Source organism: Nitrobacter sp. JJSN (genome assembly GCF_051912485.1).
Classification (GTDB): domain Bacteria; phylum Pseudomonadota; class Alphaproteobacteria; order Rhizobiales; family Xanthobacteraceae; genus Nitrobacter.
This window is the reverse complement of the sequence record NZ_CP196822.1, coordinates 4058747-4077414: the sequence shown is the minus strand read 5'-3', so window position 1 is coordinate 4077414 and position 18668 is coordinate 4058747. Positions and strand designations below refer to the sequence as shown.

Sequence of the window (18668 nt, the reverse complement as noted above, 5' to 3'; positions counted from 1 at the left end):
AGCTTAACCAATCGTAAACGAACGATTATCTTCAGCATTCGTTTGCAATTGGGGCAACGCAGGTCCTCCCCCTGTCCTTCTGTAGGAACCGAGGAGAAAAATTTCAGGATTTGAAAAAGCGGTCGGCGGCGTCCTTTGAGGCGCGCTTCTTCACCTCCGCGGACCGCAGGCGCTCGATCTCGGCCGTTAGCAGCGCGATGCGCTCGCCGAGCTCCTCCACCGAGAGAAGCGAGAGATCCTGTCCGATCTCGTGAGCGATCTTTTTCTTCGGCTTGTCGTCATCCTCGACGGCCATGCGTCCTACTCCCCGCTAGTGGTCCGTGAAGCGCGGTTGCCAGCCTCTGGCAGGCTGGTCTGGAGCTTGTCCGCGGCTGATGGAATCAGAAGCGGAATAAGCTCTATGATCTTGTTTTGACGTGTTTTCTTCACGCGAACCAGTATCCACTCGCTCGAAAACTCTATAGTCAGAGATCCCATCGCATTCCCGCGTTTTCCCAGGTGACAAACCATGGAAAAGCTGCCCGCGCAAATGACCGTCATCGGCATCGAGAAGCCCGGCGGTCCGGAGGTCCTTGTGCCGGAAACCCGCCCGGTCCCGGCGCCGGGCTCGAACGAAATCCTGATCAAGGTCGCAGTGGCCGGCGTGAACCGGCCCGATGTCGCGCAGCGCTCCGGCAGCTATCCGCCGCCGCCCGGCGCCAGCGATCTGCCCGGCCTGGAAGTTGCCGGCGAGGTGGTGGCGCTTGGCGAAGGCGCCAGCAAGTACAAGCCCGGCGACAAGGTGATGTCGCTGGTCTCGGGCGGCGGCTACGCCCAATACTGCGTCGCGCATGAATCGATCGCGATGACGATACCCACCGGGTTGTCGATGCTTGAAGCCGGGGCCACGCCGGAAACGCTGATGACGGTGTGGCACAACGTGTTCGAGCGCGGCGGCCTGAAGGCCGGTGAGACGCTGCTGGTCCACGGCGGCTCGTCGGGTATCGGCACCATGGCGATCCAGCTCGCAAAAGCCTTCGGCGCGAAGGTGATCGTGACCGTCGGCTCAAAGGACAAGGCCGACGCCTGTCTCAGGCTCGGCGCCGATCATGCCATCAACTACAAGACCCACGATTTCGTTGCGGAGGTGAAGGTGCTGACAGGCGGCACCGGCGCCAATCTCATCCTCGACATGGTCGGCGGCGACTACATCGAGAAGAATTATGACGTCGCCGCGGTCGAGGGCCGCATCGTCCAGATCGCATTCCTCAATGATGCGAAGGCGACGGTCAATTTCGCCAAGCTGATGGTGAAGCGGCTGCATCATACCGGTTCGACGCTGCGGCCGCGTTCGGTGGTCGACAAGGCCGCGATGGTCAGCGCCATCGAGGCCAGGGTGCTGCCGCTGATGCAAGAGGGACGAATCAAGCCGCTGATCGACAGCAGCTTCCCTCTCGAAGAGGCGGCGGACGCGCACCGTCGAATGGAAACCAGCACACATATTGGCAAAATTGTGTTGACGGTTTAGACGCCTGCGAAACTGCTAGAGCCTATAATTTCGTTCGCAATTATGTCATCTATCTCGCGCGGCCGGTGGGTTCGGCGAAAGGCGAGCAGCAGGCTTCGTGCGAATTCGCTTTCATTTTGTGACATAGTTTCATTCTGTGACATACAGAGTCGTCTTCGCGCGGATTCCGATCCGCCTCGCGCGCAATGCGGCGGGACTGTAAACGTGAGGAATTGACATTGCGTCCGGTCAGGTGGCTTGCGTCTCTCGCGCTGGCCCTCATGATTTTCGCCGCGGCATCGCCGGCACGCGCGATCGACGCCGTCAGCGTCCGCAGTGACGCGCCCGCCATCGACCTCACCGCCATTCTCGATCATCAGCACAGCGACTCCGACCGCATTCAGGTCTCGACCGCGCCGGGCACCGACGGCATCGTCCGCCGCGTCGAGGTGCGTGCCCGCGAAGGCGGCCAGAACTGGGTGGTGTTCGCGCTCGCCAACAACACCGACGATCAGCTCGACCGCCTGATCGTCGCGCCACATTATCGCCTCGTGTCGTCGGGATTGCTCTGGCCGGACCTTGGACAATCGCGCATCGCGACCATCACGCCGTCAACCGGCGACCGTCCCGAGCGCCAGGAGAGCGCCACCGCCGACGTCTTCCGCATCACGCTCGATCCCGGCGCCGTTATTACCTTCGTCATGGAGCTGCGCACCGACAATCTGCCGCAGCTCTATCTCTGGGAACCCGACGCCTACAAGGACAAGGTCAATTCCTTCACCCTGTATCAGGGAATCGTCATCGGCATCTCCGGGCTGCTGGCGCTGGTGCTCACCATCCTGTTCGTGGTCAAGGGCAGCATCATGTTCCCCGCAGCCGCCGCGCTGGCCTGGGCGGTGCTGGTCTATATCGGCGTCGATTTCGGCTTCTGGGGCAAGGTGCTGGACATGTCGGCCGGCGCCGAGCGGATCTGGCGCGCCTCAGGTGAAGCGATCCTCGCGGCAACGCTGCTGGTGTTCCTGTTCGCCTATCTCAATCTCAGCCGCTGGCACGTCCGCTATTCGCACATTACCCTTGGCTGGCTCGCATTCCTCGGCTCACTGGTGGCCCTCGCTTTGTTTGATCCCGCGGTCGCCTCCGGCATCGCGCGGATGTCGCTCGCGCTGATTGCCGTGTTCGGCTTTGGACTGATCGTCTACCTCTCGACGCACAGCTTCGATCGCGCGGTGTTGCTGATCCCGACCTGGTTCCTGCTGGTGGTGTGGGTCGGCGCAGCCGGCATGACGGTTGAAGGCAGGGTCACCAATGACATCGTCGGCCCTGCCCTGCTCGGCGGCCTCGTGCTAATCGTGATGCTGATCGGATTCACGGTGATGCAGCACGCTTTCGCGGGCGGCAACGCCGCCGCCGGCGTGGTGTCCGACGTCGAGCGCCGCGCGCTGGCGCTGACCGGCTCGGGCGATCTGGTCTGGGACTGGGACGTCTCCGCCGACAAGGTCTTCACCAGTCCCGAAACCGAGAGCCTGCTCGGCCTGAAACGCGGTGCGCTCGAAGGCCCTGCGGCGACCTGGCTGGAGGTGCTGCATCCGCTCGATCAGGACCGGTTCCGCGCCGCGCTGGACAGCGTGCTCGACCAGCGCCGCGGACGGCTGGTGCAGGACTTTCGGCTGCGCACGCCCGACGGCCACTTCATGTGGTTCGCATTGAAGGCGCGGCCGGTGGTCGGGTCCGATGGCGAGGTCTCGCGTGTGGTCGGAACCCTCACCGACGTCACCGAAGCCAGGAAAGCCGAGGAGCGGATGCTCCATGACTCGGTGCACGACAATCTGACCGGCCTGCCCAACCGCAAGCTGTTCATCGACCGTCTCAACGCGGTCGCGAATTTCGCCAAGACCATGCCCAGCCTGCGCCCCACACTGATGGTAATCGATCTCGACCGCTTCAAGCAGGTCAATGATTCCGTCGGCGCCGCGGTAGGCGATTCGATCCTGCTGACACTAGCGCGGCGGCTCACGCGCATCCTCAAACCCCAGGACACGCTGGCGCGGCTCTCCGGCGACCAATTCGGCCTGATCCTGATGTCGGAGCAGGACCCGCCGCGCATCACCGCGTTCGCCGAAACTATCCGCAAAACTATCCGCGCACCGATCGCCTTCAACGACCGGGAAATCTTCCTGACAGCTTCGATCGGGCTCGCGCTCAGCGACCCGCAGACGCAATTGACGGAGGAGATCATCAAGGACGCCGAGCTTGCGATGTACCATTCCAAGCGCATCGGCGGTGACCGCATCGACGTCTACAAGCCCGCGATGCGCGCCCGGAAGAACGACCGGCTGACCCTGGAATCCGAGCTGCGGCGCGCCATCGAGCGCAAGGAAATCGCCATCCTCTATCAGCCGATCGTCCGGCTGGAGGATCGCTCGATCGCCGGCTTCGAAGCGCTGGCACGCTGGGATCACCCCAAGCTCGGGCGGATGGCGCCGGACGAGTTCATCACCATCGCCGAGGAAGCGGGCCTGATCGTCGATCTCGGCACATTCGTGATGGACCAGACCGCACGCCAGCTCGCGATCTGGCAACGCGCCATGCGGTCTCACGCCCCGATCTTCGCCAGCGTCAATGTCTCCTCGCGCCAATTGTTACGGCACGATCTGATCCACGACGTCCGCACCGTGCTGTCGCGCTCGTCGATCGCGCGCGGCACGCTGAAGCTGGAACTGACGGAATCGCTTGTCATGGAAAATCCGGAGCATGCCGCGCAGATGCTGCAACGGATTCGCGAGCTCGGCGTCGGGCTGTCGCTCGACGACTTCGGCACCGGCCATTCCTCGCTGTCCTATCTGCAGCGCTTCCCGTTCGACACCATCAAGATCGACCAGTCGTTCGTTCGCACCACGAGCCGCGGCACCCGGCCCGTCATTCTCAAGTCGATCATCGCTCTCGCTCACGATCTCGGCATGGATGTGGTCGCCGAAGGCGCCGAAACCGACTCCGATGCGGTGGAACTCTATCAACTGGGCTGCGAATACGCCCAGGGCTTCGCCTTCGGCGAGCCTATGGACGCCGATGCAACGATGCGGCTCCTGGCCCAGGAGCGGCTCGAGGCGGCGAGCTGAACGATCACTGTAACCCAACGTGTCCCTTTTGGGGCTGTCGTAAAGAGCGAGAAACTGTCCGCTCAGGCGTGGCCGGCTTCGTTCGACAACATGCCGGGATCGATTCCAATCTTGTGCAGCGCGCGGGTATATTTGTCCTCGATATCGCGGCCGAAGATCAGGTCCGGATCGGCCGGACAATGCAGCCATCCATTGTCCTGAATTTCCGTCTCGAGCTGACCCGGCGCCCAGCCGGCATAGCCAAGCGCCAGGATCGCATGTTTCGGGCCGGCGCCTTTCGCAATGGCTTCCAGAATGTCGAGTGTCGCGGTCAAGCAGATCCCATCGTCGATCGGCAGCGTCGCATCCTCGATGAAGAAATCGCTCGAGTGCAGGACAAAACCGCGACCGGTTTCGACCGGGCCGCCCTTCATCACTTTCATGGTTTCGGCGGTTTCCGGCAACTTGATCCGGTCAGACTTCTTGATGATGTCGAGTTGCACCAGCAGATCGGTGAAATCGAGGCTTCCGGCGGGCCGATTGAGGATGATACCCATCGCTCCCTCGGACGAGTGCGCGCAAACATAGATCACAGAGCGCGCGAACCGCTCATCTTCCATGACCGGCATCGCGATCAGCAACTGGCCATCCAGATAGCTTCGGTCCGGATCGTCGGCGTCCGCGTCGTCCGCCTGACGACGGCCCTTGCCGGGCCCCTTACGCGCTGGATTCATCAGCAAACGACCCTCATGTTGCCCTCACATCCTGATATTGGACGTCCATTCTGTCAATCAACCCTCCCGCTATGACCAAACTGCAGATCACAAGCAATTCAATGGTTTGGCGCGGCACCAGCCTGTAAGGACGTCGCATGATCACCAAGGTTCCCCTCCACGCGGTGCCCGGCGTTGCGGTCGCGTTGCTGGCTTGTGCGCTTTCGGCCTCTGCGACGGCCGAGGATGCATCGCCATGGCAGGAGGGCAGCCACGCCGCGGTCCGGCTGCTCGCGGGCTCGCGCAGCGGCGCGGTGCTGCTCGGCGGCGTGGCGTTCCGGCTCGAGCCGGGCTGGAAAACCTACTGGCGTACGCCGGGCGATTCCGGCGTGCCGCCGCGTTTCGATTTCTCCAAGTCCGACAACGTCGACGCCGTGACCGTCCTGTGGCCCGCGCCATCGAAATTTCCCGACGGCGCTGGCGGATACTCGCTCGGCTACAAGGATCAGGTCGTGCTGCCGCTGCGCATCGCCGCTAAGAATGCCGACAAGCCGATCACGCTCCGCGCAACCGTCAATTATGCGGTGTGCGCCAAGCTGTGCGTCCCCGTCGAAGCCAGTCTGGAGCTTGCTTTCGCCAGCGTCGCCAGCGCGGAGGACAGCGCGCTGGCCGCGGCGCTCGATACGGTGCCAAAGCCGGCTCGGATCGGAGATCCCAATCCGCTGACGATCCGTGACGTCAAGCGCAAGGAACAATCCACTGTGACTGTCGATGTCGCGACACCTAATCCCAAGGACGACGTCAGCCTGTTCGTCGAAGGCCCGACGCCGGACTGGGCGCTGCCGATTCCGACGCGGCTCAATCGCGCACCGCGCGGCGTGAAACGATTTTCGTTCAAGCTCGACGGTCTGCCGCCGAATACGAACCCGGAAGGCGCCGCGCTGAAACTGACGCTGGTGGGCGGCAAGCACGCCTACGAATTCAATATCAATCTGGATTGACGGACTCTTCGCCGTCGACGGGTCTGACCAAAGCCCCTTCCGCTTCTGATGGAATCAGAAGCGAGCTCCATGATTTTGCATCGTCTTCACGCGAACCGGAATCCATCTCGGGTCAACCCGAAGGACATGATTCGCTCGAAAACGCTATAGGCGTCCCGCCCAACTGAATCTTAACGAATCGTTGCTAGGTCCGGATCGTGGCGCGCTTCCCGCCTCACGAGGATTTCGCCGTGGCCGTAACGGACACCCAACCCGCACCTGCGAGGCGATCGTCCGGCCTGACCGGGCGGTTGCGCGCGATGCTGGGTGGTTCGAGCGAGGCTTCGCTGACCAAACGCCTCGCCGGCACGATCTTCATCATTCGCGTCATCAGCGCCGGCCTCGCCTACGTCGCACAGATCCTTCTCGCGCGCTGGATGGGCGGTTCTGACTACGGCGTTTATGTCTATGTCTGGACCTGGGTGCTGCTGCTCGGCAGCATGATGGATTTCGGTATCTCGGCCTCGGCGCAGAAGATCATTCCGGAATATCGCGCCAGCGGCGATGACGCGCGGCTGCGCGGCTTCCTGAGCGGCAGCCGCTGGATGACATTCATCGTCGCCGCGCTGATCGCACTGCTCCTCGCGGGCATCGTCAAGATGCTGTCGTCTCGGATCGATGCCGCGACGATCCTGCCGCTCTATATCGGCTGCCTGACGCTGCCCGCCTTCGTCGTCGCCAATACGCAGGACGGCATCGCGCGCTCCCACGACTGGATGCGGCTCGGGCTGATGCCGCAATTCATCGTGCGGCAGTCGCTGATCATCGGTTTCACGGCCGGCGCTTTCGTGCTGGGATTCCATCTCAACGCCACCATTGCCATGCTGGCCAGCGTGGCGGCGGTGTGGATCGCCATGATCGGACAGATGATCGTGCTCAACCGGAGACTCGGCACCAGCGTCGCGGCCGGGCCGAAGGTCCATGATTTCCGTAGCTGGCTCGCGGTCTCGTTGCCGATCCTGCTGGTCGAAAGCTTTTATCTGCTGTTGTCCTACACCGACGTGCTGGTGCTGCAGCAGTTCCGCCCCTCGGACGAGGTCGGCGTCTACTTCGCCGTCGTCAAGACGCTGGCGCTGGTGTCCTTCATTCACTATGCGATGTCAGCGACGACGGCGCACCGCTTCACCGAATATCACGCCGCCGGCGACAAGGAGCGGCTGGCGGCCTACGTCGCTCACGCGATCAAGTGGACGTTCTGGCCATCGCTCGCCGCGACGCTGGTGCTGCTCGCGTTCGGCAAACCGATGCTGTGGCTGTTCGGCCCGCAATTCGTCACCGGCTACAGCATCATGTTCATCGCCGCGATCGGACTCGTGGTCCGTTCCGCCATCGGCCCAGTCGAACGGTTGCTCAATATGCTCGGCCATCAACACGCCTGCGCGTCCGCCTATGCGCTGGCCTTCGGCATGAACGTCACGCTGTGCTTCGCGCTGGTGCCGCGCTACGGCGGCCACGGCGCCGCCGCGGCCACGTCGATATCGCTGGTGTTCGAGACGGTGCTGCTGTTCTGGATCGTACGCCGCAAGCTCGGACTGCATGTTCTGGCGTTCGGGAAGAAAAGCTAGGCGCTTTCGGAATCTTTCCCTCCTCCCTTGCGGGAGAGAGAAAAATCACGCTGCGGTCCAGCCGCCGTCGATCGACAGGTTGGTGCCGGTGATCTGGGCGGCATCGTCGCCGCACAGAAAGAGCGCCAGAGCGGCGACCTGCTCCACCGTAACGAACTGCTTGGTCGGCTGCGCAGCGAGCAGCACGTCATTGATGACCTGCTCCCTGGTCATGTCGCGCGCCTTCATGGTGTCGGGAATCTGCTTCTCGACCAGCGGCGTCCAGACATATCCGGGGCTGATGCAGTTGCAAGTGATCTTGTGGGTCGCGAGCTCCAGCGCCACCGTCTTGGTGAGGCCGGCGATGCCGTGCTTGGCAGCGATATAGGCCGACTTGAACGGCGAGGCCACCAGCGAGTGCGCCGAGGCGGTGTTGATGATACGGCCCCATCCGCGCGTCTTCATGCCGGGGACGGCGGCGCGGATAGCGTGGAACGCCGACGAGAGATTGATGGCGATGATCGCGTCCCACTTCTCGACGGGGAACTCCTCGATCGGCGAGACGAACTGGATGCCCGCGTTGTTAACGAGGATATCGACCGAGCCGAAGGTTGTTTCGCTGAGCGCGATCATTCCGGCGATCTCGGCAGGCTTTGTCATGTCGGCCGGCGAATGGACCGCCTTGACCTTGAACTCGGTCTCGATGGCGGAGCGCTCCTTCTCGATGTCGGCAGGCTGACCGAACCCGTTGATCACGACATTGGCGCCGGCGCCCGCGAACGCTCGGGCATAGGCGAGGCCGATGCCGCTGGTAGATCCGCTCACGACCGCGGTCCTGCCCTTCAAGTTCGTCATCGTCTTCTCCGCGACGTCGGTTTGCGCTCGCGTCAATCAGCGCAAGCGATGCCTCGCTTCACGCAGCACTTATCGCTCGTCGGTGGATGCCAGAACGAGCGTCCAGAACACCTTGTATTTTGTGTCCGGAGCATAGGTCGCAGCGATGCCCAATTTCGTGACGCCGTTCTTCAGCATGTTCGCCCGGTGGGATGGCGAATCGCGCCAGCCTGAGAACGCCTCGGCGAGGGTGTGATAGCCGGCGCCGATATTCTCGACCGCCAGCGTCGCCGGATAGCCCGCCGCCGCCAGCCGCTTGGGCAGCGTTCCGGCCACGTTGTGGTCCATCTTGTTGCGTTTGGCCATCGCCATCGATTGCGTTTCGGCGATCTGCATCAGTTCCGGATCGACCGTCACCGGGCCGAGGCCGTTATTGGCGCGATAGCCCGAAATCATGGACGCCGCCACCACAGAATCCAGCTTGGCCCCGCCGTGAGCCATGTCGAGATAGAACGTCGGTTGCTCCGGAGGAGGCGGTTTGTCCGCGGCGCATCCGGCCAGCGCCAGAAGGCCGAGAATCGCGGCAAAGGTGCGGATCATTCATAATTCCCCAATCAGCCGCAGTTGTTGCACACCAACCGTGGCTGAAAGGTGAACAATCCCTAGTGTCCCGATTCCGACATTCGCATGTCTTTTGCCGCAAGCTTTGATGCGAGCGTCGGAATCAAAGGGACACTATCAACCTTATGATCCTGGTGTGGTTTTGGTTCAGAAGTTCGCTTGACGGACGCGCTGGGACAATGAAGCGAACTTCTGAACCACCACACTAGGCCGAGTCCGCGAAAATCCGGTAGCGCCGCGGCTGCAGACCGACGACCTCTCCATCGCGAAGCTCGCGGTCACGCGGCGCGTCGATTTCAATGAGGGTTTCGCCCCGGCTGCTCGACAATGCGATATCGGCCCGCTGGATCGGACCGAAGGTCCGCACCCGCCGCACGGTACCTTCGAGACCGCCCCAGCCGGGCGGGCTGATCTGCATGTCGTGGCGGCGAACGAACAGCTTCGACGGCCCCGACCTGCCGCGCTCCGCGGCGATATTCAGCGGTGTCTCACCGAGGCGGACCGAACCGTCATGAACCTCGACCGGCAGAACGATCGACTCGCCGATGAAGCCGTGCACGAACGCCGTCTGCGGATTGTCATAGACATCGGTCGGCGTTCCGATCTGCTCGATGCGCCCCTTGTCCATTACCACCACGCTGTTGGCGACCTCGAGCGCCTCCTCCTGATCGTGGGTCACGAAGATGGAGGTGACGTTGATTTCCTCGTGCAACGAGCGCAGCCACGTCCGCAGTTCCTTACGTACCTTGGCATCGAGTGCGCCGAAGGGCTCGTCAAGCAGCAGAACGCGCGGCTCGATCGCAAGCGCGCGCGCCAGCGCGATGCGCTGACGCTGGCCACCCGAAAGTTGGCTGGGATAGCGGTTGGACAGCCAGTCGAGTTGGACGAGGTCGAGCAGTTCCTTGACGCGCGCACGGATGCCGGCTTCGTCCTTGCGAACGGCGCGTGGCTGAACCCGCAAACCGAATGCGACGTTCTCGAACACCGTCATATGGCGAAACAGCGCATAATGCTGGAAGACGAACCCGACGTTCCGCTCGCCTGCACCGCGCGCCAGCGCGTTCTCGCCGTCGAACGAGACCTCACCGGAATCCGGCCAGTCGAGCCCCGCGATAATACGCAGCAGCGTGGTCTTGCCGGACCCCGACGGCCCGAGCAGCGCCATCAGCTCGCCGTGCGGAACCTTGAGATCGACATGGTCCAGCGCGGAGAAGGCGCCGAACTTTTTCACGATATTGCGGACTTCAATGGTCACTCGGTCGTTGTCCTTCGTCCAGATGCCGCTCGAGAATGGTCTTCATCACCAGGGTGACCAGCGCCAGCATGGCCAGCAGCGAAGCGATCGCGAACGCCGATACGAACTGATATTCGTTGTAGAGGATTTCGACCAGCAGCGGCATGGTATTGGTCTCACCGCGGATGTGTCCGGAAACAACGGACACCGCACCGAATTCGCCCATCGCGCGGGCGTTGCAAAGCAGCACGCCGTACAGCAACCCCCACTTGATGTTCGGCAGCGTGACGCGAAAGAATGTCTGCAGCCCCGACGCTCCGAGCGACAGTGCCGCTTCCTCCTCCGCTGTCCCCTGCTCCTGCATCAGCGGAATCAGCGCGCGCGCCACGAATGGAAAGGTCACGAAGGTCGTTGCTAGCGCGATGCCGGGCAACGCAAACAGAAGCTGGATGTCGTTGTCCTGCAACCAGGGTCCGAGAAAGCCCTGTGCGCCGAACAACAGCACGAACAATAGACCGGAAATGACCGGACTCACCGAGAACGGCAGATCGACCAGCGAGATCAGGAGCGTCTTTCCGCGGAATTCGAATTTTGCGATTGCCCAGGCGGCGATCAGCCCGAAAACCAGATTGAGGCTAACCGACATCACCGCAACCGCCAACGTCAGCTTGATCGCTGACAGGGCTTCAGGATCGGCAAGCGCGGCAAGGTAGGCGGGCGCCCCTTTTGCGAATGCTTCCGCAAAAACGATCACCAGCGGCAACACGATGAACACCGAGAGAAACAGGATGGTGAGACCGATCAGCAGACCGCGCACCCAGCGCGCCTCGGAGCGGGCGTCAGTCCGGTCAAGCGGAATCGCGATCGCGGTTTCGGACATCGGCGTCACCTTTAATGCGCCGGGATGCGCAGCTGCGCCCAGCGTTGCAGGCGATTGATGACGAAGATGACAAGGAACGACACCACCAGCATCACGACGGCGATCGCCGTGGCATCGGCATAGCGGAATTCGGACAGCCGGATCACGATCAGCAGCGGCGCGATCTCCGACACGTTCGGCAGATTGCCGGCGATGAAGATCACCGAACCGTATTCGCCAACCGCGCGCGCGAATGCGAGCGCAAAGCCCGTCAGCAGCGCGGGGAAAAGGCTCGGCAGAATCACCCGCCACACCGTCTGCCAGCGGTTGGCGCCGAGGCTCGCGGCGGCCTCCTCGATCTCCGGATCGAGATCGATCAGCACCGGCTGCACGGTGCGCACCACAAAGGGGATGCCGATAAACACCATCGCAACGAAGATGCCGAGCGGCGTGAACGACACTTTGATGCCAAGCTCGGCCAGAGGCGCGCCGAGCCAGCCGTTCTGCGCGAACAGCGTCGTCAGCGCGATGCCCGCCACGGCGGTCGGTAACGCAAACGGAACATCGACGATCGCGTCGAAGATGCGGCGCCCCGGAAACCGGTAACGGACCAGCGCCCAGACAATGATGCCGCCCATCACCAGATTGACCAGCGCGGCGAGAAACGCGAGCCCGAATGAGATCTTCAGCGCATTCAATGTTCGCCGGCTGGTGACGATGTCAACGAACTGGGCGAAGCTCAATTCGAACGACTTGAGAAACAGTCCGGCGAGAGGGATCAGGACGATAACCGCGAGCCATGTCAGCGTCAGCCCCATGGTGAGGCCGAATCCCGGCAGAGTCCGTTGTCGTCCCGATCCTCCTGTCACGTTGTCCTGCTCCGCCCCGACGCATCAGTTCTTGTAAATCTGATCGAAGATGCCGCCTTCGCCGAAGTGGACCTTCTGCGCCTTGGTCCAGCCGCCGAACACATCGTCGATCTTGAACAGTTCGAGCTTGGGGAATGCATCGGCATACTTCTTGATGACTTCCGGATCGGTCGGACGATAGAAATTGCGCGCGGCAATCTCCTGCGCGTCCCGAGTATACCAATATTTCAGATATGCCTCAGCAACGGCGCGCGTCCCCTTCTTGTCCACCACTTTGTCGACAACAGCAACCGGCGGTTCCGCCAGAATGGAGATTGACGGCACTACAACCTCGAACTTGTCCTTTCCGAACTCCTTGAGCGCGAGAAAGGCTTCGTTCTCCCAGGCAAGCAGGACGTCGCCAACGCCACGCTCGACGAAAGTGACGGTCGAGCCGCGCGCACCGGTATCGAGCACTGGAACGTGCGTGTAGATATCGGCAACAAATTGTCTCGCCTTGTCTTCTCCACCGAATTTCTTCAGCGCATATCCCCACGCCGCGAGATAATTCCACCGCGCGCCGCCCGAGGTTTTCGGATTCGGTGTAATAACGCTGACGCCGGACTTGATCAGATCGTCCCAGTCCTTGATGCCCTTGGGATTGCCCTTGCGCACCAGGAAAACGATGGTGGACGTATAGGGCGAGGAATTCTGCGGCAACCGCTTCTGCCAGTCCTTGGCCAGCAGTCCCCGCTCGGCAACCGCGTCGATATCATAGGCGAGCGCCAGCGTCACGACGTCTGCCTGCAACCCATCAATCACCGAGCGCGCCTGCTTTCCGGACCCGCCGTGAGACTGCTTGATCTCGATGCTCTTGCCGGTTTCCTTTTGATAGTGCGCCGCGAATGCCTTGTTGAAATCCACATAGAGCTCGCGCGTCGGATCGTATGAGACATTCAACAGCGACACGTCGGCTGCATACGCAGACCCTGCCCAGAGCAATCCGGCTAAGACAATAAAGCTGCGGCGAAGCATTCTCATCTCCATAAGACCCGATCATGCGACAACTGCCAGGGGCCCATGAATGAAACTCGTTAAACAGCGCGCTTAAGTCAACGAAACCACGTTTCAATGTTTGCGGTGGCGCAGAGTCATTCCTCTACGAAGTCTTCATCGTGTGGATGCCGCATTCCGTCTTGGCTCTGCCGCGCCAGCGACCGGCGCGCGCGTCTTCATTCGCGGTCGCGCGCGAAGTGCACGGCATGCAGCCGACGGAGAGGAATCCCGATGCGACAAGCGGGTGCGGCGGCAATTGCGCCGACGTATAGATTGCCTCGATGTCAGCGCGCGAGGCGTTCGCGAACGGATTGAACTTCAGCCGCGCGCCGTCATCCTCGACCACCGGCATGTCGGCGCGCAGGCCACCCTGAAAGCGCTTGCGGCCGTTGATCCAGGCGTTGAACGGCTGAAGCGCACGCGCAAGCGGCTCTACTTTCCGGATGCGGCAGCACGCATCCGGATCGGAGAACCACAACTCGCGCTCGGGGTCCTCACGCTTCAACGCATCCTCGGATGGCTGAATGGAGCGAACATCTTTCAGGCCGAGCGTGGCGATCAATGTATCGCGATAGGCCAGTGTCTCTTCGAACAGCCATCCGGTGTCGAGGAAGATAACAGGAATGGCCGGATCAACGTCCGCCATCACCTTCAAAAGCGCCGCCGACTCGGTGCCGAACGACGATACCAGCGCCAGCCTGTCGCGCTCGATCGTGCGCAGTGCCGCCGCGATCACGTCCGCGGGCGAAGCATCGCGCAACGCGTCGTTGAGCGCCGCCACGGAAGGCAATACGGTGCTGCCCGTCGCTGATGCCGGTTGCGCCATCTTGCTTGCTGCAAGGCTCTTCTGTTCGGGCGTGGAGCTCATTCGGCGGCCATCTGAAATGTCTGAAACAAGGGATTCGGGCTCGCGTTGCGCCATGGCGCAGAGTGCGAAACCACGTCGCCGATCACGAGGATGGCAGGGCCGCCATCGACTTCGCGAACCAGCGCCGGCAGTTGCTCCAGCGTGCCGACGACGGATTTAGCATCGGGACGGGTGGCACGCGCAAACACGCCGACCGGGGTTTCCGGCGAACGCCCGGCCGCCAGCATCCCATCACGAATCGCGTTGGCCGCCGTTATTCCCATGTAGACGACCACCGTCATCTTCCGGTCGATCAGCGCCGACCAGTCCACGCTCTCCGCATCCCGCGCCTTGTGCGCGGTGAGGAAGGTGACGCGCAGCGCCTCGTGACGGAAGGTCAGCGGCACTTCGGATTCCGCGGCCGCGCCAAGCCCGGCCGTGATTCCGGGAATGACCGAACAGGCGATACCGGCCTCGCGCAGCGCCTCGATCTCCTCGCCGCCGCGGCCGAAAATGAAGGGATCGCCGCCCTTGAGGCGGACGGCACGCTGCCCGGACTTCCCGGCATCGATCAGCAAACGGTTGATAGCGTCCTGCCCGATGCCGGGCTTGCCGACGCGGCGACCCACCGGAACCCGCGCGGCATCGCGGCGCGCGCGATCGAGAATCTCCGGCGAGACCAGTTCGTCGTAGAACACAATGTCGGCGTCCTGCAGCGCGCGCAGCGCCTTGACGGTGAGCAGATCCGGATCGCCCGGCCCCGCGCCGACCAGCGTGACACGGCCTTCGATAGCGCCTGGAGCAGCTGCGCCCGCATAGGCGGACGGATCGGCAATTGCTTTCAGCGAGCCTTCGGCCTCATCGGAGCGGCCGGCAAGAACCGCCGCGCCGATTGGACCATCGACGACGCGCTCCCAGAAGCGGCGGCGCAGCGGCATGTCGGGAATACGGTCATGAATGGCCTTACGCCAACGTCCGATCAAGCTTGCGAGGTCGCCGATTCGTGCCGGCAACAGCGCCTCGATGCGCTCGCGCACGCGCCGCGCCACGACGGGCGACGCACCGCCGGTGCCGACCGCCACTACTACATCGCCGCGATCGACGATCGCCGGGACGATGAAACTCGAATGCGCGGGATCGTCCATCACGTTGACAGGCACGCCCGACGCCCGCGCGCGCGCCGCTACAGTTACGCCGATCTCGCCGGCGCCGGCGCAAAACACCGCGACGATGCCGCTCAGGTCTGCGATACGGGGATCAGCTTCCACACGCTCGATCCGCGATGCGGCAGCCGCATCGAGACCGGCGACCGCAAAGTCGCCATCGGTCGCATGCCAGCGCACGCGCGCCTCCGCGGCGAGCAGGAGACGTAGCCTGGCGCGAACCGGATCACCCGCTCCAACCAGAAGGATCGGACCAGCCTGCGAATCGAGAAAAATCGGGAGGAATTTCATTCGGTGTTTCTTCTTCCCCAACAGCGGGGTTGACTGAAATTATTTTCTATTTATGTATCTTGCAAGCTCACCAAACAGAAAATTATTTCTTCTATGCGGGTACAAAAGTATAGAATTTTCTACTTCCAAATACCGCACGGAAGAGATGCATCTTCTCAGCCTCCGAAATCCACAATTTTGGCGGCCGCTGACTTCGACGATCAGCGGCATGGCCGTCGACCGCGCACGTAAGCCAAGGAGCAGGCCATGCAGCCTGAAATGGACCACCTCGACGCGCTTGAAGCGCAGAGCATCTACATCTTCCGGGAAGCCTTCGCCCGCCTGAAGAAACTCGCGCTGCTGTGGTCGCTCGGCAAGGATTCCAACGTGATGATCTGGCTGGCGCGCAAGGCCTTCTTCGGCCGGGTGCCGTTTCCGGCGCTGCACGTCGACACCGAGAAGAAATTTCCCGAGATGTACGCATTTCGCGACCGCTACTCCAAGGAGTGGGACCTCGACCTCAAGGTCGATTACTGCCCGCCGATCGAGTCGATCGATCCGACCTTGCCGCCGGCCGCGCGCTCCGCGGCTCGCAAGACCGAGGGGCTGAAGCTCGCGCTGAACAAATACGGTTTCGACGGGCTGATCGCCGGCATCCGCCGGGACGAGGAAGCGACCCGCGCCAAGGAGCGGGTGTTTTCGCCGCGCGGCACCGAAGGCGGATGGGACGTGCGCGATCAGCCGCCGGAATTCTGGGATCAGTTCAACGCCTCGCCGCCGCCGGGTGCTCACTTACGCATCCATCCGATCCTGCATTGGACCGAAGCGGATATCTGGGCCTACACCCAGCGTGAGAATATCCCGATCATTCCGCTCTATCTGGCGAAGGACGGCAAACGCTATCGCTCGCTCGGCGACGCCGACATCACCTTTCCCGTCGCTTCGACCGCATCGAGCATCGACGAAATCCTGATCGAACTCGAAGGCACCAAAATTCCCGAACGCGCCGGGCGCGCGCTCGATCATGAAACCGAAGACGCATTCGAGCGGCTTCGCGTCGCCGGCTATCTCTGACCCGAATTCGAAATCGAGCGCTTCCGATGAATATGATCGCCCCCGCCATCGCGCCGAACACCGCCCTCGCGACGCCGAACGGCACCACCCGTCCCCAGGTCCGCATCGTCATCGTCGGCCACGTCGATCACGGCAAGTCGACGCTGGTCGGGAGGCTGCTGCACGAAACCGGTAGCCTGCCCGACGGCAAGCTTGAAATGCTGAAAGCCGTCAGCACCCGGCGCGGCATGCCATTCGAATGGTCGTTCCTGCTCGACGCGCTGCAGACCGAGCGCGATCAGGGCATCACCATCGACACCACGCAAATCCGCTTCCGCACCCGCTCGCGCGACGTGGTGCTGATCGACGCACCCGGCCACGCCGAATTCCTGCGCAACATGATCACCGGCGCGGCGCAGGCCGATGGCGCCGTGCTGATCATCGACGCGCTGGAAGGCGTACGCGACCAGACCCGGCGGCACGGTTATCTGCTGCATCTGCTCGGCGTCAAACAGGTCGCTGTCGTCGTCAACAAGATGGACCGCGTCGATTTCAGCGCGGAACGCTTCAACGCCATCCGCGACGAGATTACCGCGCATCTGACGGGCCTTGGCCTCGCGCCCACGGCGGTGGTTCCGATCTCGGCCCGCGATGGCGACGGCGTAGCCGAACGTACCGCCAGGATTGACTGGTACAGCGGCCCCATCGTGGTCGAAGCCATCGACGCGCTGCAACCGGCGCGCCCGCTGGACGAACTGGCGCTGCGTCTGCCGGTGCAGGCGATCTACAAGTTCGACGACCGGCGGATCGTGGCCGGCCGTATCGAGTCGGGCGGCCTGACCGCGGGCGACGAGATCGTGATCATGCCGGCCGGCAAGATCGCAAAGATTCGCAGCATCGAAGGCTGGCCTTCAGGCCCGACAGGTGCGCAAGGCGCCGGACGGTCCGTTGGTATCACGCTCGATCGTGAACTGTTTGTCGAGCGCGGCGATGTTATTGCCCATGTCGGGTCGGCACCTCGCGATACGCGACGGATTCGCGCGCGCATCTTCTGGCTGCACGAGCAACCGCTGGCGGCCGGCGCATCGATTCTGCTGCGGCTCGGCAACAAGGAAACGCGCGCCACCGTCGTCGCGATCGAAAAAGCGGTCGATCCCGGCGAACTGTCGAGCGCCGAAGCCAAGGCGATCGCGCGCAATCATGTCGGCGAAATCGACATCTCGCTCGCACAACCGCTCGCCGCGGACCCCTACGTCGACAATCCCCGTACCGGCCGCCTTGTGATCGAAGTCAGCGGCCGTATCGCCGGCGGTGGTCTCGTGCTCAGCGTCGACGCGGGCCAACGCGCGGTTCCGGTCGATATCGTGCCGGTGGAATCGGCGCTGCGGCCCGACGAACGGTCCGCCCGCTATCGTCACAACGGCGCCGTAGTCTGGCTGACGGGATTGCCGGGCTCCGGCAAATCCACGCTCGCCCGCGCGCTCGAACGAAAACTGTTCGGCGACGGCGGCTCGCCGATCCTGCTCGATGGCGACACGTTGCGCGCCGGACTGAACGGCGACCTTGGCTTCTCGCCGCAGGACCGTACTGAAAACATCCGCCGGCTCGCGGAAGTCGCCGCGCATCTCGCACGCAACGGTCATGTTGCGATCGTGGCTGCGGTCTCCCCGTCGCGCGAGGATCGCGCCGCAGCACGGCGCATCGCCGATACCACCTTTCGCGAAGTCTATGTCGCAACGCCGGCCGAGGTTTGCGAGCAGCGCGACCCGAAGGGACACTACGCCAAGGCGCGCGCCGGTGTCCTGCATGGATTCACCGGCATCGGGAATGATTATCAGCCGCCGGAATCGGTGGAACTGACGATCGATACGTCGTCCTGCGCGGTGAGCGACGCTGCCGACGAGATCGAGCGGATGCTGATCCGAACCGGCGTTCTGTTCGACGAATTGACCGACGTCGCCGCCAACATCTGAGCCTCGAATCCTGACGGCCGACCGGGCCGACC

Annotated in this window: 16 protein-coding genes; 6 read left to right on the top strand and 10 right to left on the bottom strand. The window is 62.9% G+C overall.

All coding sequences use genetic code 11. The features are described from left to right. Positions 1-103 precede the first annotated feature (103 nt). Positions 104-295: a DUF1192 domain-containing protein gene (locus ACSZOQ_RS19815; protein WP_439924066.1), complete on the bottom strand. Its 192-nt coding sequence runs from the start codon at positions 293-295 to the stop codon at positions 104-106. Between the two features lie 213 nt (positions 296-508). Here ACSZOQ_RS19815 and ACSZOQ_RS19810 point away from each other — a divergent pair, with 213 nt between their 5' ends. Together ACSZOQ_RS19810 and ACSZOQ_RS19805 are read left to right on the top strand one after the other, a co-directional pair. Then, on the top strand, positions 509-1507 hold the full coding sequence (locus ACSZOQ_RS19810; protein WP_439924065.1) for an NAD(P)H-quinone oxidoreductase: 999 nt from the start codon (positions 509-511) through the stop codon (positions 1505-1507). A gap of 218 nt (positions 1508-1725) precedes the next feature. Beyond that, the gene (locus ACSZOQ_RS19805; RefSeq protein WP_439924064.1) at positions 1726-4602 is read left to right on the top strand and encodes an EAL domain-containing protein; all 2877 of its coding nucleotides are present in this window, start codon (positions 1726-1728) and stop codon (positions 4600-4602) included. A 62-nt stretch (positions 4603-4664) separates the two neighbouring features. Here ACSZOQ_RS19805 and ACSZOQ_RS19800 read toward each other — a convergent pair whose 3' ends face one another. Beyond that, positions 4665-5315: a YqgE/AlgH family protein gene (locus ACSZOQ_RS19800; protein ID WP_439924063.1), complete on the bottom strand. Its 651-nt coding sequence runs from the start codon at positions 5313-5315 to the stop codon at positions 4665-4667. Between the two features lie 137 nt (positions 5316-5452). Between ACSZOQ_RS19800 and ACSZOQ_RS19795 the strand changes: the two genes are divergently transcribed. Continuing rightward, positions 5453-6295, top strand: a complete 843-nt coding sequence (locus tag ACSZOQ_RS19795; protein WP_439924062.1) for a protein-disulfide reductase DsbD domain-containing protein — start codon at positions 5453-5455, stop codon at positions 6293-6295. A gap of 230 nt (positions 6296-6525) precedes the next feature. Continuing rightward, positions 6526-7899 carry a flippase gene (locus ACSZOQ_RS19790; RefSeq protein ID WP_439926160.1) on the top strand — a complete coding sequence of 458 codons (1374 nt, stop codon included), beginning with the start codon at positions 6526-6528 and terminating at the stop codon, positions 7897-7899. 45 nt (positions 7900-7944) lie between these two features. On the opposite strand, the gene ACSZOQ_RS19785 is transcribed toward ACSZOQ_RS19790, so the two are convergent. The 8 genes from ACSZOQ_RS19785 to cysG all read right to left on the bottom strand — a co-directional run bounded on the left by ACSZOQ_RS19785 (position 7945) and on the right by cysG (position 15631). Then, positions 7945-8733: a 3-hydroxybutyrate dehydrogenase gene (locus ACSZOQ_RS19785; protein WP_439924061.1), complete on the bottom strand. Its 789-nt coding sequence runs from the start codon at positions 8731-8733 to the stop codon at positions 7945-7947. Between the two features lie 69 nt (positions 8734-8802). After that, positions 8803-9312: a CAP domain-containing protein gene (locus ACSZOQ_RS19780; RefSeq protein WP_439924060.1), complete on the bottom strand. Its 510-nt coding sequence runs from the start codon at positions 9310-9312 to the stop codon at positions 8803-8805. Positions 9313-9538: 226 nt separating this feature from the next. Further along, entirely contained in the window at positions 9539-10588 is a 1050-nt protein-coding gene (locus tag ACSZOQ_RS19775; RefSeq protein WP_439924059.1) for a sulfate/molybdate ABC transporter ATP-binding protein, read from the bottom strand. Further along, positions 10578-11447 (bottom strand): sulfate ABC transporter permease subunit CysW, encoded by an 870-nt coding sequence (cysW, locus tag ACSZOQ_RS19770; protein ID WP_439924058.1) that lies wholly within the window; start codon positions 11445-11447, stop codon positions 10578-10580. Before cysW ends, ACSZOQ_RS19775 begins: the two co-directional genes overlap by 11 nt. Before the next feature lie 11 nt (positions 11448-11458). Then, entirely contained in the window at positions 11459-12244 is a 786-nt protein-coding gene (gene cysT / locus ACSZOQ_RS19765) for a sulfate ABC transporter permease subunit CysT (RefSeq protein ID WP_439926159.1), read from the bottom strand. Positions 12245-12319: 75 nt separating this feature from the next. Next, a complete protein-coding gene (locus tag ACSZOQ_RS19760) occupies positions 12320-13309 on the bottom strand; it encodes a sulfate ABC transporter substrate-binding protein (protein WP_439924057.1) in 990 nt (329 codons plus the stop codon). Between the two features lie 124 nt (positions 13310-13433). Next, a complete protein-coding gene (locus tag ACSZOQ_RS19755) occupies positions 13434-14156 on the bottom strand; it encodes a phosphoadenylyl-sulfate reductase (RefSeq protein WP_439926158.1) in 723 nt (240 codons plus the stop codon). A 38-nt stretch (positions 14157-14194) separates the two neighbouring features. Further along, entirely contained in the window at positions 14195-15631 is a 1437-nt protein-coding gene (gene cysG, locus ACSZOQ_RS19750; protein ID WP_439924056.1) for a siroheme synthase CysG, read from the bottom strand. 246 nt (positions 15632-15877) lie between these two features. Between cysG and cysD the strand changes: the two genes are divergently transcribed. Both cysD and cysC read left to right on the top strand, forming a co-directional pair. Then, positions 15878-16684, top strand: coding sequence for a sulfate adenylyltransferase subunit CysD (gene cysD / locus ACSZOQ_RS19745; protein WP_439924055.1), 807 nt, complete (start codon positions 15878-15880; stop codon positions 16682-16684). A 26-nt stretch (positions 16685-16710) separates the two neighbouring features. Then, positions 16711-18636 (top strand): adenylyl-sulfate kinase, encoded by a 1926-nt coding sequence (gene cysC, locus ACSZOQ_RS19740; RefSeq protein WP_439924054.1) that lies wholly within the window; start codon positions 16711-16713, stop codon positions 18634-18636. The last annotated feature ends 32 nt before the right edge of the window (positions 18637-18668 follow it).

What these genes read in the sequence shown, in the direction of transcription:
- ACSZOQ_RS19760 (WP_439924057.1), bottom strand. Translation starts at nt 13,309, where the DNA reads ATGCTTCGCCGCAGCTTTATTGTCTTAGCCGGATTGCTCTGGGCAGGG.
- cysT (WP_439926159.1), bottom strand. Translation starts at nt 12,244, where the DNA reads ATGGGGCTGACGCTGACATGGCTCGCGGTTATCGTCCTGATCCCTCTC.
- cysW (WP_439924058.1), bottom strand. Translation starts at nt 11,447, where the DNA reads ATGTCCGAAACCGCGATCGCGATTCCGCTTGACCGGACTGACGCCCGC.
- ACSZOQ_RS19785 (WP_439924061.1), bottom strand. Translation starts at nt 8,733, where the DNA reads ATGACGAACTTGAAGGGCAGGACCGCGGTCGTGAGCGGATCTACCAGC.
- ACSZOQ_RS19810 (WP_439924065.1), top strand. Translation starts at nt 509, where the DNA reads ATGGAAAAGCTGCCCGCGCAAATGACCGTCATCGGCATCGAGAAGCCC.
- cysC (WP_439924054.1), top strand. Translation starts at nt 16,711, where the DNA reads ATGAATATGATCGCCCCCGCCATCGCGCCGAACACCGCCCTCGCGACG.
- cysG (WP_439924056.1), bottom strand. Translation starts at nt 15,631, where the DNA reads ATGAAATTCCTCCCGATTTTTCTCGATTCGCAGGCTGGTCCGATCCTT.
- ACSZOQ_RS19795 (WP_439924062.1), top strand. Translation starts at nt 5,453, where the DNA reads ATGATCACCAAGGTTCCCCTCCACGCGGTGCCCGGCGTTGCGGTCGCG.
- ACSZOQ_RS19800 (WP_439924063.1), bottom strand. Translation starts at nt 5,315, where the DNA reads ATGAATCCAGCGCGTAAGGGGCCCGGCAAGGGCCGTCGTCAGGCGGAC.
- ACSZOQ_RS19780 (WP_439924060.1), bottom strand. Translation starts at nt 9,312, where the DNA reads ATGATCCGCACCTTTGCCGCGATTCTCGGCCTTCTGGCGCTGGCCGGA.
- ACSZOQ_RS19815 (WP_439924066.1), bottom strand. Translation starts at nt 295, where the DNA reads ATGGCCGTCGAGGATGACGACAAGCCGAAGAAAAAGATCGCTCACGAG.
- cysD (WP_439924055.1), top strand. Translation starts at nt 15,878, where the DNA reads ATGCAGCCTGAAATGGACCACCTCGACGCGCTTGAAGCGCAGAGCATC.
- ACSZOQ_RS19755 (WP_439926158.1), bottom strand. Translation starts at nt 14,156, where the DNA reads ATGGCGCAACCGGCATCAGCGACGGGCAGCACCGTATTGCCTTCCGTG.